This window comes from Streptomyces albofaciens JCM 4342, assembly GCF_008634025.1.
Taxonomy (GTDB): domain Bacteria; phylum Actinomycetota; class Actinomycetes; order Streptomycetales; family Streptomycetaceae; genus Streptomyces; species Streptomyces albofaciens.
On record NZ_PDCM01000001.1, the window covers coordinates 1,571,302 to 1,586,227 of the forward strand.

General features: G+C 71.7%; 7 protein-coding genes. 5 read left to right on the forward strand and 2 right to left on the reverse strand.

Annotation, left to right across the window (positions count from 1 at the left end):
* Window positions 1–16 precede the first annotated feature (16 nt).
* The 5 genes from CP973_RS07300 (at window position 17) to CP973_RS07320 (ending at window position 11,703) form a co-directional block, all read left to right on the forward strand.
* On the forward strand, window positions 17–2,860 hold the full coding sequence (locus CP973_RS07300; protein ID WP_150238629.1) for a discoidin domain-containing protein: 2,844 nt from the start codon (window positions 17–19) through the stop codon (window positions 2,858–2,860).
* Between the two features lie 225 nt (window positions 2,861–3,085).
* A complete protein-coding gene (locus CP973_RS07305; protein ID WP_167538283.1) occupies window positions 3,086–4,732 on the forward strand; it encodes a penicillin-binding transpeptidase domain-containing protein in 1,647 nt (548 codons plus the stop codon).
* A gap of 94 nt (window positions 4,733–4,826) precedes the next feature.
* Window positions 4,827–6,155 (forward strand): esterase-like activity of phytase family protein, encoded by a 1,329-nt coding sequence (locus CP973_RS07310; protein ID WP_150238631.1) that lies wholly within the window; start codon window positions 4,827–4,829, stop codon window positions 6,153–6,155.
* Between the two features lie 116 nt (window positions 6,156–6,271).
* Window positions 6,272–10,057, forward strand: coding sequence for an ABC transporter ATP-binding protein (locus tag CP973_RS07315; protein ID WP_150238633.1), 3,786 nt, complete (start codon window positions 6,272–6,274; stop codon window positions 10,055–10,057).
* 224 nt (window positions 10,058–10,281) lie between these two features.
* Window positions 10,282–11,703, forward strand: coding sequence for a S28 family serine protease (locus CP973_RS07320; RefSeq protein WP_150238635.1), 1,422 nt, complete (start codon window positions 10,282–10,284; stop codon window positions 11,701–11,703).
* A 97-nt stretch (window positions 11,704–11,800) separates the two neighbouring features.
* Here CP973_RS07320 and CP973_RS07325 read toward each other — a convergent pair whose 3' ends face one another.
* Entirely contained in the window at window positions 11,801–12,427 is a 627-nt protein-coding gene (locus CP973_RS07325; RefSeq protein WP_150238637.1) for a hypothetical protein, read from the reverse strand.
* Window positions 12,428–12,647: 220 nt separating this feature from the next.
* Window positions 12,648–14,468 carry a glycoside hydrolase family 3 protein gene (locus CP973_RS07330; protein WP_150238639.1) on the reverse strand — a complete coding sequence of 607 codons (1,821 nt, stop codon included), beginning with the start codon at window positions 14,466–14,468 and terminating at the stop codon, window positions 12,648–12,650.
* Window positions 14,469–14,926: the final 458 nt, after the last annotated feature.

The following is a 14,926-nucleotide window of genomic DNA, read 5'->3' on the forward strand; positions in this document are numbered from 1 at the left end:
CTTGCGACGGAGACCGATGACTCACTCGGCCAAACTGATCGCCCCGCTCCTCGCGGGGACCCTCGTCACGACGCTGCCCCCGGTATCGGCCGCGGCTTCCACACCGGTACGGCATGCCTCCCCGGCCACGGCTGCGGCCTCCTCCGGAGCCGCCGCGGATGCCGCCTCCTGCGCCCCGCGCGAGCTGGATCGTTTCAGCAAGGAGAAGTCCCGAAGCGGCGGCCGGGGAAAGGGCACCGGAGACCCCGGCGCCGCGGACGACGGTGGCGGCTGGACCCCCACCGCCACCCGTATCGACCCGAAGGACGGCCACCACGCCTTCGTCGGCAACGGCTACCTCGGCCAGCGCGTAGCCCCCAACGGCGCCGGATACACGGCCCCCGGCGAGACGACCGGCTGGCCGCTGAAGACGCCCCGCTACGACGGTTCCTTCGTGTCCGGCCTGTACGCGCGCGGTCCCGAGAAGCTGGAGGGCCGCCAGGCCGTCGCCGCGCTGCCCACCTGGACGGGCCTCGACGTCACCGCAGCCGGCGACCGGCCGCAGACCTTCGACTCCGCGACTCCCGCGGGCCGTATCTCCCACTACCGCCAGACGCAGTTCATCCGCTGCGGCATGGTCCGTACCTCTCTGACGTGGACGGCCGCCGACGGCCGCGCCACCGACCTCGTGTACGACGTGCTCACCGACCGCACCAGCGCGCACACCGGCGCCGTACGGCTGCGCATGACCCCGCACTGGGGCGGCCGGGCCACCGTCACCGACCGCATCGACGGGCGTGGCGCGCGCCGTATGACGCAGACCGGGGGCGGCGCGCGCGACGGCCGGACGATGGACGTGACCTTCCGTACGGACGGCACGAAGACGGACGGCGCGGTCGCCTCGACGCTGCGCCCCGGTCCGCGGGTCCGCGCACAGGGCGCGACGACGCGCCGCGCGGGCGCCGCGAAGGACCTGGGCAACCAGCAGAGCGTCACGTTCTCCGTACGGGCCGGACGTTCCTACGAGCTGACCAAGTACGTCGGCGTCGACACCGCGCTCACCTCCCCTACCCCGCGTGCCGCCGCAACCGACGCCGCGCAGCGGGCCGCGAACCGCGGCTGGGACGCCCTCTACCGGAACCACGCCGCCGCCTGGCAGAAGCTCTGGCGCAGTGATGTCGAGGTACGCGGACGCGGCCGGGAACAGCGGAATCTGCAGTCGTGGGTGCGCGCGGCACAGTACGGGCTGCTCTCCAGCACCCGCGCCGGCAGCCGCGACAGCATCAGCCCGGCCGGGCTGACCAGCGACAACTACGCCGGCGAAATCTTCTGGGACGCCGAGACCTGGATGTACCCGGGCCTGCTCGCCGCCCACCCCGAGCTGGCGAAGTCCGTCGTGGACTACCGCTACAAGACCATGGCCGGAGCCGCCGCCAACGCGAAGAAGCTGGGTTACCAGGGACTGTTCTATCCGTGGACCAGCGGCAGCAAGGGCGACTTGTGGAACGAGTGCCACAGCTGGGACCCGCCGCACTGCAAGACGCAGAACCACCTGATGGGCGACGTCTCGCTGGCCGCCTGGCAGTACTACCTCGCCACCAAGGACACCACCTGGCTGCGCGAACGCGGCTGGCCGGTGATGAAGGGCATCGCGGAATTCTGGGCGTCCCGGGTCACCCGCAACCCGGACGGCAGCTACTCGGTCAAGAACGTGGCCGGACCGGACGAGTACAGCAACGGTGTCGACGACGGCGTCTTCACCAACGCCGGCGCGGTCACTGCGCTGCGCAACGCCGGCCGCGCCGCCGCGCTCCTCGGGCAGCGGCCCCCCGCCGCCTGGAAGGAGATCGCCGACCACATCCGCATCCCGTACGACGCGAAGAACGACGTCTTCGAGCAGTACGACGGGTACCGGGGCACGATGATCAAGCAGGCCGACACCGTGCTCCTCATGTATCCGCTGGAATGGCCGATGTCGCAGCGCGCCAAGAGGAACACGCTGGACCACTACGCGGGACGCACCGACCCGGACGGCCCCGCCATGACCGACTCGGTGCACGCCATCGCCGCCGCCGGAACCGGTGAGCCGGGCTGCTCGACGTACACGTACCTGATGCGTTCCATCAAGCCGTTCGTGCGCGGCGCCTTCCACCAGTTCTCCGAGGCGCGCGGCGACAAGGCGGGCGCCGGTGACCCGCACGCCGGATCGCCGGCGCAGGACTTCCTCACCGGCAAGGGCGGCTTCCTGCAGACCTTCACCAACGGGCTGACCGGCCTGCGGATGCGCGAGGACCGGGTGCGCCTGGACCCGATGCTGCCGCCGCAGCTCTCCGACGGCGTCACGCTGCGCGGGCTGCGCTGGCAGGGGCGTACGTACGACGTGGAGATCGGCGCGCACGGCACGACGGTGCGGCTGACGGCCGGCGCGCCGATGCGCGTCGAGTCGCCGGAGGGCGAGCGGGTGGTCAGCCGCGGCGTGCGGCTGACGCTCAAGACCCGCCGTCCCGACCTCGCGGCGACGGACAACGCGGCCCGGTGCCGGACGGCGCGGGCCACGTCGGAGGAGCCGGGCATGTACGCGGGCGCCGCCGTGGACGGCAACGCGGCCACCTCCTGGGTGCCGGACGGCTCCGACGGCACCCTGACCGTCGACCTCGGCAAGCCCTCGCGCATCGGTCAGATCACCCCGCACTGGAAGGGCGGTGAGCCCGCCTCGTACGTCGCGCAGGTCTCGACGGACGGCAAGCACTGGTACGGGACCGGGTACGACGGCCGTACGACGGCGCGCTACGTCCGGCTCACGGTGCACGGCGCCGACGCGGCGAAGAAGGGCGGACAGCGTCCCGGCCTCGCGGAGCTGACCGTGCGGAAGGCGGGGTAGCGGAAGCGGCGACACGCGGGCAGCCCCGCGAGCAGCCCCGGACGGACCGGGCTCGCCCGGGGAACGGCCCAGGTCGGAAAAGACGCGACCTGGGCCGTTTCCACCTGACACAGTCATCGGTCACCGACCGAAAGTGACCAATCTGTCCCCTGAATGAGACATCTGTGATCGCTTCCGTCACATAGTGTCCGGACACGCACGGTGTGTCTGACCTGGGGAGGGACTGTGCGTACGGCTGCGAAGTGTGTGGTCGGCGGGGTGACCGCTGCGGTGGTGGGCCTGGTCGGCGTGGGTGCCTACAACGTCTACGAGGCGTTCGCCGGCGAGGGCTCGGGATCGTCCGGGGCATCGGCCGGTACCACCACGTCCAGACAGACCGGGCCACCGTCCGAGGAAGAGGTACGCGACACCGCGCGCGACTTCCTCGCGGCCTGGAGCAAGGGCGACGTGGAGTCCGCCGCGCTCCTCACGGACAACGCCGGGGGCGCACGTCAGGCCCTGACCGGATTCCGCGACGAAGCGCATGTCTCGAAGGTGACGTTCGAGGCCGGGCGGCAGACCGACGGTGCGAAGGTGCCGTACCACGTCACCGCCGAGCTGACGGTCGGCAAGGGCGACGAGGCGAAACACGCGACCTGGGCGTACGACTCCACGCTGCACGTCGTACGCGGCAAGACCACCGGCAAGGCTCTCGTCGACTGGCAGCCCAGCGTGGTCCACCCCGACCTGCGGCGCGGCGAGAGCCTGCGGACCGGCTCGGACGGCGCGCCGCCCGTCAAGGCGGTCGACCGCAACGGCACCGAACTCGACGGCACCGAGCTGCCGTCCCTCGGCGCCATCCTGCCCGCCCTCCGGGAGAGCTACGGGGAGAAGGCGGGCGGCGTCCAGGGCGTCGAGGTACGCGTCGTCAGCGAGGGCGGCGAGCCGGGCAGGACACTGCACACCATCGTCAAGGGCCGCGCCGGAACGCTCCGTACGACGCTGGACGCGAACGTGCAGCGGGCCGCCGAGGCGGCCGTCAAGGGCTACCGCGAGGCGTCGGTCGTCGTGGTCAAGCCCGGCAGCGGGGACATCCTCGCGGTCGCCAACCACCGCTCGGACCAGTTCAACGCGGCGTTCCAGGGGCGGCTGGCACCCGGCTCCACGATGAAGGTCGTGACCGCCGCGATGCTCATGGAGAAGGGCCTGGTCTCCGCGGACAAGAGCGTGGAGTGCCCGAAGTACGCCTCGGCGGGCGGACGGTCCTTCCACAACCAGGGCATGTTCCAGATCAACGGCGGTACGTTCGCCGACAGTTTCGCGCGTTCCTGCAACACCGCCTTCATCGGCCTCGCCGACCGGATCTCCGGCGCGGACCTGAGCGGTGAGGCGCAGGAGGTCTTCGGGCTGGGCAAGGACTGGAAGGTCGGGATACCGACGTTCGACGGCAGCGTGCCGCAGAGCGACGGCCCCGACACCCCGGCGGCCCTGATCGGCCAGGGCCGCGTCCAGGCCAACCCCCTGAACATGGCGTCCGTCGCCGCCACCGCCAAGGCCGGGTACTTCTCCCAGCCCGTCCTGGTCTCCCGCGAGTTGGACGACCGGCCGGTCGCCCACGCGAGCAGGGCGCTGCCGTCCTCGGTCGCGGCGCAGCTGCGGGCCATGATGCGGCGTACGGCCGTCAGTGGCACCGGCGCGCGGGCGATGGCCGGACTCGGCGGCGACATCGGCGCCAAGACCGGTTCGGCGGAGGCAGACGGCCAGGGCGACGCCAACAGTTGGTTCCTCGGTTACCGCAACGACGCCGCGGCGGCCGCGGTTGTCCAGCAGGGTGGCCACGGCGGCGACGCGGCGGGACCGATCGTCCGGAGAGTGCTCGCGGCGGGCCGCTGAGGGGAAGGGTCGACACCGGGGCGTGCCCGCGTCGGGCCTTGCCCGCATCCCGGGGCATCCGTCCCCGGGCGTCGACGAAACGGGAGGACCCCTCGTGCGCGTACGTTCCGCGGTTGTCCGTGTCACCGCAGCAGTACTGGCCGTCGGCTGCATCACGGCGTGCGCCGACGGAGACCCGACGGCGGCACCGGGTCCGGCGGCCGCCCAGGACTCGGCCCGGGCGACCGCGCCGGGCGGGGCGGACGGCGCCGCCGGGCGCGCGGGAACCTCCGCCGCCTCGGCCCGCGCGGGCGCATCCTGCACGGCCGGGAAATGTACGGACACCTCGCGTGCGAGCGGAAACGGAAACCGCTCGGGGACGGGCGGCGGCCGTCACGCCTGCTCCCCGTCCGTCTCCCTCGACCGCTACTCCGACGCCCTGGACAAGACCACCTTCCAGGGCACCTTCGTCGGCAACCTCTCCGCCCTCGCCCGCGACACCGACGGCTCCATCGCCGCCGTCTCCGACCGTTCCGTACTGATCGGGCTGGACGGGCGGACCCACCGGCCCGTACGGACGGCCGGGCTCGCCGACGAGAAGGGTGCCGTCCTCGATGCCGAGGGCCTGGCCGTCGAGCCGGGCGGCGCCTACCTCGTCTCGTCGGAGACCGAGCCGTCGGTACGGCGTTACGACCGCTCCGGCACGCTCCTCGGACGCCTGCCCGTCCCCGATGCCCTACGGGTCGCACCGGCCGGGCGGGCCCAGAGCAACCAGACCTTCGAGGGACTCACCCTCAGGCCCGGCGGCGGCACGCTCACCGCCTCCATGGAAGGCCGGCTCACCGGTGACGGGAAGGACACGGCGGGCCGCCCGCTGCTGCGCTTCCAGACGTGGCAGCGGTACGGCGCCCGGGGCGGATCCGCGCCGTACCGGTTCGGAACTGCCCCGTACGGGTCCGACTCTGCCCCGCACGGGTCCGACTCCGCCCCATCCCGCTCCGACTCCGCCCCGTACCGGCTCGGCAAGCAGTACGCGTACCCGGTGGACGCCGGACTGGGCGTCTCGGAGATCGCCGCCCTCGCCGACGGCCGGCTGCTCGTCCTGGAACGCGGCTTCACGGCCGGCGTCGGCAACACCGTGCGCCTCTACCTCGCCGATCCGCGCCGCGCCGCCGACGTCAGCGGCGTCGCGAACCTGCCGGACGGCAAGGCCGTACGCGCCGCCCACAAGAAACTCCTCGCCGACCTCGGCGCCTGCCCCTCCCTGGGCGCCCCCGCCCACCAGCCGCAGACCAATCCGCTGCTGGACAACATCGAAGGCATGACGGTCACCGGCCGCGCCCCCGGGGGACGGCTGCGCCTCCTCCTGGTCAGCGACGACAACGAGAGCCCGAAGCAGATCACCCGCCTCTACGAGTTGACGGTGCGCCCCGGCGGCCACTGAGCCCCTCGTCTTTCGTACGTCACCGACGGCGCGCCCCGAAATGTTGCGGCGGGATGAAATCCGCTGCCCACAGCGTTGGTGCCTCCTGGTGAACGACGAGATGCGGGAGGCAGTGCGTGACGGGGACGGGGACCGAACCATCGAGACAGGGCGGCTGGGCACGACGGCTGGCACGGCTGTGCTGGCAGTACAAGAAGGACGTACTGCTCGCGCTCGGGTCGTCACTCGCCGGGATGGGCGTGATGGCCCTGGTCCCGCTCATCCCGAAACTGATCATCGACGATGTGATCGTCAGCCATGAGCGCCCCCTCGCCCCCTGGGCGACCTTGCTGATCGTCGCCGCGCTCGCCGTCTACGGGCTGACGTATGTACGCCGCTACTACGGCGGACGCCTCGCCCTCGACGTCCAGCACGACCTGCGCACCCGGATGTTCCGGTCGATCGCGCGGCTGGACGGGCACCGGCAGGACGAGCTGAGCACCGGCCAGGTCGTCGGCCGCGCCACCAGCGACCTGCAGCTCATCCAGAGCCTGCTGTTCATGCTCCCGATGATGATCGGGAACGTGCTGCTCTTCGCGATCTCCCTGGTCGTGATGGTGGTGCTCTCCCCGCTGCTCACCGTCGTCGCGCTCGCCGTCGCTCCCGCACTGTGGTTCATCGCCCAGCGCAGCCGCAACCGTCTGTACCCCGCCACCTGGTACGCGCAGGGACAGGCCGCCGCCGTCGCGGGCGTCGTCGACGGCGCGGTCTCCGGCGTCCGCGTCGTCAAGGGCTTCGGCCAGGAGGAGCAGGAGGCCGGCAAACTGCGCACGGTCAGCCGCCGCCTGTTCGCGGGCCGGCTCCGCACCGTACGGCTCAACGCCCGCTACACCCCCGCCCTCCAGGCCGTCCCCTCCCTCGGCCAGGTCGCCATGCTGGCGCTCGGCGGCTGGCTCGCCACCAACGGGCAGATCACCCTCGGCACCTTCGTCGCCTTCTCCACCTACCTCGCCCAGCTCGTCGCACCGGTCCGGATGCTCGCGATGATGCTGACCGTCGGGCAGCAGGCACGCGCCGGCGTGGAGCGGGTCTTCGAGTTGGTCGACACTGAACCGGTCATCGAGGAGCGTCCGGACGCGCACGAACTGCCCGCCGACGCGCCCGCCACGGTCGAGTTCGAGCACGTGTCCTTCGGCTACGGCAACGGCCGCCCCGTCCTGGAGGACTTCTCGCTGCGCATCGAGCCCGGCGAGACCGTCGCCGTCGTCGGCGCGTCCGGCAGCGGCAAGTCCACCGTCTCCCTGCTGCTGCCGCGCTTCTACGACGCGACCGCGGGCCGCGTCCTGGTGGGCGGCCACGACGTACGCGACCTGACCCTGGAATCGCTGCGCGCGGCCATCGGCCTCGTACCGGAGAACAGCTTCCTCTTCTCCGACTCCCTGCGCGACAACATCGCTTACGGAACGCCGGACGCCACCGACGAGCAGATACGTATCGCCGCGCGTGCCGCACAGGCCGACGGGTTCATATCCGCCCTGCCGGACGGCTACGGCACCGAGGTCGGCGAGCAGGGCCTGACCCTGTCCGGCGGGCAGCGCCAGCGGGTCGCGCTGGCGCGCGCGATCCTCACCGACCCGCGGCTGCTCGTCCTGGACGACGCGACCTCCGCCGTCGACGCCCGCGTCGAGCACGAGATCCACGAGGCGCTGCGCAGCGTGATGGCGGGCCGTACGACGCTGCTGATCGCGCACCGCGCCTCCACCCTCGCCCTCGCCGACCGCGTCGCCGTCCTGGACGGCGGCCGGCTGGTCGACATCGGCACGCGCGAGGAACTGGAGGAACGCTGCGAGCTGTACCGCCGGCTGCTGACCGACCCGGAGGAACTGGGCCGGGAGGAACCGGGCGGCACCGACCGGGACCCGGCGGGCGCGAAGGCCGAGAACGCCGCTCCCGACCACCGCGTGCAGGGCATCACACCGGAGCTGTGGGACCGCACCGGCAAGGAAACGGACACCGAAGCAGCCGACGCGGCCCCCGGCATGCCGGCCACTCCCGAACTCCTCGCCCGGGTCGCCGCGCTTCCGCCCGCGACCGACACCCCCGACATCGACGAGGAACGGGCCGCCCGCCCCGAGAAGTCCTACGGACTGCGGCGCCTCCTGCGCGGCTTCGGCGGCCCGCTCGCCGTCGCCCTCGCGCTGGTCGCCGTGGACGCCGTGGCCGGCCTGCTGCTCCCGGTCCTCATCCGGCACGGCATCGACGACGGCGTACGGCGCGCGCAACTGGCCGGCGTGTGGACGGCCGCGGGACTGGCCCTGTTCGTCGTACTCGTCCAGTGGGCGGCCCAGGTCGGCTCGAACCGTATGACCGGCCGTACCGGCGAACGCGTCCTGTACGCGCTGCGCGTCAAGATCTTCGCGCAGCTCCAGCGCCTCGGACTCGACTACTACGAGCGCGAGCTGACCGGCAAGATCATGACGCGGATGACGACGGACGTGGACGCCCTGTCCACGTTCCTGCAGACCGGCCTGGTCACCGCCGTCGTCTCCGTCCTGACCTTCTTCGGCATCCTCGTCGCCCTCCTGGTCATCGACGTCCAGCTGGCCCTGGTCGTCTTCGCCACCCTCCCGCCGCTGATCATCGGTACGTACTTCTTCCGCAAGCAGAGCGTGAAGGCCTACGAACTGGCCCGGGAACGCATCAGCGTCGTCAACGGCGACCTCCAGGAGAGCGTCGCCGGACTGCGCATCGTGCAGGCCTTCCGCCGCGAGCGCGACGGCGCCGACCGGTTCGCGGAGCGCAGTCACGCCTACCGCGCGGCCCGGGTCCGCGGCCAGTTCCTGATCTCCGTCTACTTCCCGTTCGTCCAGCTGCTGTCCTCCGCGGCCGCGGCGCTCGTCCTGATCGTCGGCGCCGGGCGGGTCGGCGAGGGCACGCTCACGGCAGGCGCGCTGGTCGCCTACCTCCTCTACATCGACCTGTTTTTCGCCCCCGTACAGCAGCTCTCGCAGGTCTTCGACGGCTACCAGCAGGCCGCCGTCTCGCTCGGCCGCATCCAGGAACTCCTGCGCGAACCGACCACCACCCCGCAGCCCGAGCGGCCGCGCGCGGTGGGCGAGCTGGCGGGCGAGATCGTCTTCGACGACGTGCACTTCCGGTACGGCGGTACGGACGAGCCGGGCGCCGGCGCCTCCCAGGGCTCCGGCGCCCCTGACGGCTCCGACGCCACGGCGCTCTCCGGCGTCAGTCTGACCATCCCCGCCGGACAGACCGTCGCCTTCGTCGGCGAGACCGGCGCGGGCAAGTCCACGCTGGTCAAGCTGGTGGCGCGGTTCTACGACCCGACCTCGGGCACCGTCCGCGTCGACGGCACCGACCTGCGCGAACTGGACCTCACCGGCTACCGGCACCGCCTCGGCGTCGTACCGCAGGAGTCCTACTTGTTCGCCGGTACGGTCCGCGACGCCATCGCGTACGGACGGCCGGACGCCACCGACGCCGAGGTGGAGGCCGCGGCCCGCGCGGTCGGCGCGCACGACATGATCGCCGGGCTGGACGGCGGCTACCTCCACGAGGTCGCCGAACGCGGCCGGAACCTCTCCGCCGGCCAGCGCCAGCTGCTCGCCCTCGCCCGCGCGGAACTCGTCGACCCCGACATCCTGCTGCTCGACGAAGCCACCGCCGCGCTCGACCTGGCCACCGAGTCCGCCGTCAACGAGGCCACGGACCGGCTGTCCGGCCGCCGTACGACGCTCGTCGTCGCGCACCGCCTGACCACCGCGGCCCGCGCCGACCGGGTCGTGGTCCTGGACCACGGCCGCGTCGCCGAGGACGGCACCCACGCGCAGCTCCTGGCCCGCGGCGGCCGGTACGCGGAACTGTGGCGGACGTTCACGGGCGAGGAGGAGTCGGTGGCGGCCTGACGTACCACCGCGGCGGCCGGCCGACGGTTTTCCGCGGCCGGCCTCGGCCCTTGTGGCGAACGGATGTTGGGTTCCGCGGCGGCAATCGGCCGACCGCCGTGGCGACGGTGCGCCGGCCGCTCGGACCACGGTCCCATCGGCCTCCTGTGAATAAAGGGGGCTGGTGGGACCGTAGTCGCGCCGATAGGTTCACCCCGACCTTTGCTATCCCAAGGGGAGGGTGCATGCGCAAGGCCATCAGATGCCTGCTGTCGCTCGCGGTGCTCATAGGCACGGCGAGTGCCGGTACGGCGTCGGCGACGGCGGCCACCGCCGCGAAGCCGAAGGCGACCGACATCAAGGACCGGATCCTGGCGATCCCGGGGATGAGTCTCGTCCAGGAGAAGCCGGTCGACGGCTACCGCTTCTTCGTCCTGAACTACACCCAGCCGATCGATCACCAGCACCCCTCCAAGGGGACCTTCCAGCAGCGGCTGACCCTGCTGCACAAGTCCGTCGAGCGGCCGACGGTCTTCTTCACCTCCGGCTACAACGTCAGCACCGACGTGCGGCGCAGCGAGCCGACGCAGATCATCGACGGCAACCAGGTGTCGATGGAATACCGCTTCTTCACGCCGTCGCGGCCCCAGCCCGCCGACTGGAAGAAGCTCAACATCCGGCAGGCGGCCAACGACCAGCACCGCATCTTCAAGGCACTGCACAAGATCTACGACCAGAACTGGATCGCCACCGGCGGCAGCAAGGGCGGCATGACCGCCACGTACTACCGCCGCTTCTTCCCGGACGACATGGACGGCACGGTCGCCTACGTCGCGCCGAACGACGTGAACAACGACGAGGACTCGGCCTACGACCGGTTCTTCCGCACCGTCGGCACCGCGCAGTGCCGCAAGGACCTCGCCACGCTGGAGCGCGAGGCGCTGCTGCGCCGCGGCGAGATGGTCAAGCGCTACACGCAGTGGGCGAAGGAGAACAAGCAGACCTTCAACGTCGTCGGCAACATCGACAAGGCCTACGAGGTCCTGGTCACGGACCTGGTCTTCGGCTTCTGGCAGTACCAGCCGGCCGCGACCGCCTGCGCCGAGGTGCCCAAGAAGACCGCCTCCACGGACGAACTGTGGAAGTGGATCGACAAGGTCGGCGGCTTCGACAGCTACACCGACCAGGGTCTTGAGACCTATACGCCGTACTACTACCAGGCGGGCACCCAGCTCGGTGAGCCCAGCTACAAGTACGACCACCTCAAGGACCTGCTGCGCTACCCGGGCATCAACAACTCCCGGACCTTCGTGCCGCGCTCCATCCCCATGAAGTTCGAGAAGAACGCGATGCGCGACATCGACCGGTGGGTGCGCCACAACGCGGAGCGCATGATGTTCGTGAACGGTGAGTGGGACCCGTGGAGCGCCGAGCCGTTCCGGCTGGGCTCCGGCTCCGAGGACTCGTACGTCTTCAAGGCCCCGGGCGGCAACCACGGCTCGAACATCGCGAAGCTGCGGGAGGCCGACCGCAAGAAGGCGACCGAGCGGCTGCTCGACTGGGCGGGTCTCGACGTGGCGCCGGGCGCCAAGATCACGCCGCAGGCACCGTTCGACAAGAAGCTGGACAAGCGGGACGACTCGCGGATGCAGCTGCTGCGTCCGTGACGCGGAACGGCTGACCGGCCGGCCCGGCCAGGGCCGCCGGCGCCGGACCGGGACCGCGCCGCTCCACGGAGCCGCGACGGTCTCCGGCCCTGATGAACTACAGGCGGCGGGCGCACCCGATCGGTGCCCCGCCGCCTAGTTGTACGTACATCTTCGTGTCGGCCGGACAGGACGCGCGGGCGCGCACCGCGGCCGTCACCTTGTACCGCGGCGCGCGGGCTCCCGTTCCGTCGCAAGCGGTTTCCTTGACCTCGCCCTGCCGCAGCCGGCTGAGGCAGTCGCCGACGATGGTGCGCGGGCCGCCGCCTCCGCCCGGGTCGCCGGGGTGCGGCGCCTCCAGGTTGCGCATGCAGGCGTAGCCCTGGGGCACCGCGCCGTCGCCGTTCTCGTCGGAGGCGGGCCGGTGCTCGCTGATGTTCAGGACGAAGTCCGTACGCTCCGGGCACAGCGGACCCTGCGCCTGCGACCCGTCGTACCGGGCCAGCACCAGGGCCGCGGCCTTCTCACTACGGCACGACACCTGGTGGAAGACGGTGCGTCCGCGAGTACTGCATGTCCCGCGGGCGAGGAACGTCGCGGCAGGCGCAGGGGACGAGGCCATCGCGCCACCGTTTCTGTCGGCGACCGCGCCGCTGCCCGTACGCTGACAGGCGGGCAGCGCCGCGAGCAGCAGCGCGACCGCACAGCCCAGCGCGCCGCCGCCGTACCGCCCGAACCCGCGCATCGCGGCCCCCTGTGTCCCCCCGGTGCGTACGGACCAGCGTGTCCCGCGCATTCGGGAGCACGCCAGGCGTAACGGACGCATTGCGCACGGGGTACGGGGCGCGCAGTACGAACCGCTCCGGGTCCGGCGGTACACCGGCCGTACGACGGAAGCGCGGGGAGCCGTACGGGACTCCGTGCCCGGAAGCCCGTACGGCCGCTGCCCCGTCCCGTTCGTCCGCTCAGTACGACAGGCCGTACCCGGCGGAGTAGAGCACCGAGCCCGGCGCGTCGGCACGCATCACCGGGACCGGCAGCCTCCCCTCCGGATCGCGCCGGCCGGCGATCACGCGTGCGGCGGCCCGCAGTTCCACGTCCGTCCACGAGTAGGCGGCCAGGCCTGCCCGTACGCCCGGCAGGTGCGCGATGTCGTACGGGTTGCGGACGGCCAGCTGCACGACCGGTTTGCCGGTGGCCAGCAGCGCGTCGACGAGGGCGCGCTGTGACGACGTGGCCGTGACGTTGTACGTCGCCACGACCACCGCGTCCCGTTGCTCCAGCGCCGCTACCGCCTGGCCGATCTTTTCGCGGGTGGGCGCGGTACCGGTGGAGAACTGTGTCGCCGTGAACCCCAGTTGATGGAAGGTTTCGGCAAGCACTTTGGTGGGTGGGCCGCCGGTACCGGACGGCGACGCCGGATCGGCCCCGACCACCAGCAACCGCCGCTGCGCGCGCCTGGACAGGGGCAGCAGGCCGCCCTCGTTGACGAGCAGCGTCGTGGTGCGGTCGGCGATCCGGTCCGCTGTGGCCAGGTGCTGCCGCGTCCCGACCGTACGGTCCACCGCGCGGTGCGTCGTATACGGACCGTCGAACAGTCCGCGCCGTTCCTTGAGCCGCAGAATGCGCAGCAGTTTCTCGTCAATGTCGCGCTCGGTGAGCTCACCCGTCCGTACCGCCTTCAGGACGCCGGCGAAGGCGACGGCGATGTCGGGCGGATTGAGCAACTGGTCAACGCCCGCCTCGAGCGCGAGCACCGGCACACGGTCGTCGCCGTACTTGGTCCGTACGCCCTCCATGCCGAGCGAGTCGGTCACCACCACACCGTCGTAACCGAGCCGTTCACGCAGGATGCCGGTGAGGATCGGGCGGGACAGCGTGGCCGGGTCGCCGCTCGCGTCGAAGGCCGGGACGACGATGTGCGCCGTCATGACCGAGTCGATGCCGGCCTCGATCGCGGCGCGGAACGGCGGGGCGTCCAGCCGCTCCCACTCCTCGGCCGTGTGGCGAATCGTGGGCAGCCCGACGTGGCTGTCGGTGTCGGTGTCGCCGTGCCCGGGAAAGTGCTTGGCCGTCGCGGCGACCCCCGCGCTCTGGTAACCCCGCACCTGGGCGGTGACCAGCCGCGCCACCGCCTTCGGGTCCGAGCCGAAGGACCGGACGCCGATCACCGGGTTCGCGGCGTTGACGTTCACGTCGGCGACCGGCGCGTAGTCCTGCCGGATGCCCATCGCGTGCAGCTCCTCGCTGGCGATCCGACCGGCCGTACGGGCGTCCTCGCGCGAGCGGCCGGCGCCCAGCGCCATCGCGCCGGGGAAGAGCGTGGCGGGCGCGCCGATCCGGGCCACTATTCCGTGCTCCTGATCGGTCGAGATCAGCAGCGGCACGGGGACGCGCTGCGCGGCGGCGGCCCGCTGGATGCCGTTGGAGAGGTCGGCGATCTGGTGCGGCTCTCGGGTGTTGTGCGCCCAGCCGAAATAGATGATGCCGCCGAGGTGGTACTTGGCGATCAGCTCGGCAGCGTTGGAGACGCCCATCTCCTTGCGGTTGGCCTCGGCGTCGGCCGGGTCGGGATCGGTCGCGGAATGCCCGTAGACCCGCATCACGAAGAGCTGCCCGACTTTCTCCTCCAGGTTCATCTCTCCGATGAGCCGGGCCGCGCGATCACGGGCGGCGGCACCGGTGACGCGCGAGCCGGAGGCGGCTGCGTGAACGGCGCCGCCGCCCGTGCTCATGGCACAGGCGGCGGCCGCGGCGGTGGTCAGGACGGTACGTCTGGAGTGCATCTGCGCTCCTTCCGGAGGGTCTCCGCGCCGAGTGCTGCCCCGGCGGTGTGAAGGAAACTTCCAAGAAGTCACGGATAGTCGGAAAAGTATTGCCGGTCAATGCTCAACGGCTCTGCCAGTCGGGGGACCTGGCGACGCGCGACAAGAAGGAGAGCGCGTACGCGGACACGCGGCCGGGCTCGGGCAAAGGCCGAGCAGTGATCCGCCACCGGCGCGTTGGAGGGGGGTGCACCGGTGGCGGGTGCTGTCGGCCGCAGGCGGCGGAGAGGGTGGTCAGCAACGCAGCCAGCAGCGAGGCCGACACCGCTCTGCGGGGTCACACAGCACACCGTTTTGACGGTCGGCGGCCCGGGTGGGTTCCCCGGTTCGACGCGAATACGGGAAATGGTACGGATGTGGGTGGGATGTGTTTTTGAGGCGCCCACCGGGCCTTCCCCGGAGAGGACGTCGGCCGCATG

What these genes read in the sequence shown, in the direction of transcription:
- CP973_RS07325 (WP_150238637.1), bottom strand. Translation starts at nt 12,427, where the DNA reads ATGCGCGGGTTCGGGCGGTACGGCGGCGGCGCGCTGGGCTGTGCGGTC.
- CP973_RS07330 (WP_150238639.1), bottom strand. Translation starts at nt 14,468, where the DNA reads ATGCACTCCAGACGTACCGTCCTGACCACCGCCGCGGCCGCCGCCTGT.
- CP973_RS07320 (WP_150238635.1), top strand. Translation starts at nt 10,282, where the DNA reads ATGCGCAAGGCCATCAGATGCCTGCTGTCGCTCGCGGTGCTCATAGGC.
- CP973_RS07300 (WP_150238629.1), top strand. Translation starts at nt 17, where the DNA reads ATGACTCACTCGGCCAAACTGATCGCCCCGCTCCTCGCGGGGACCCTC.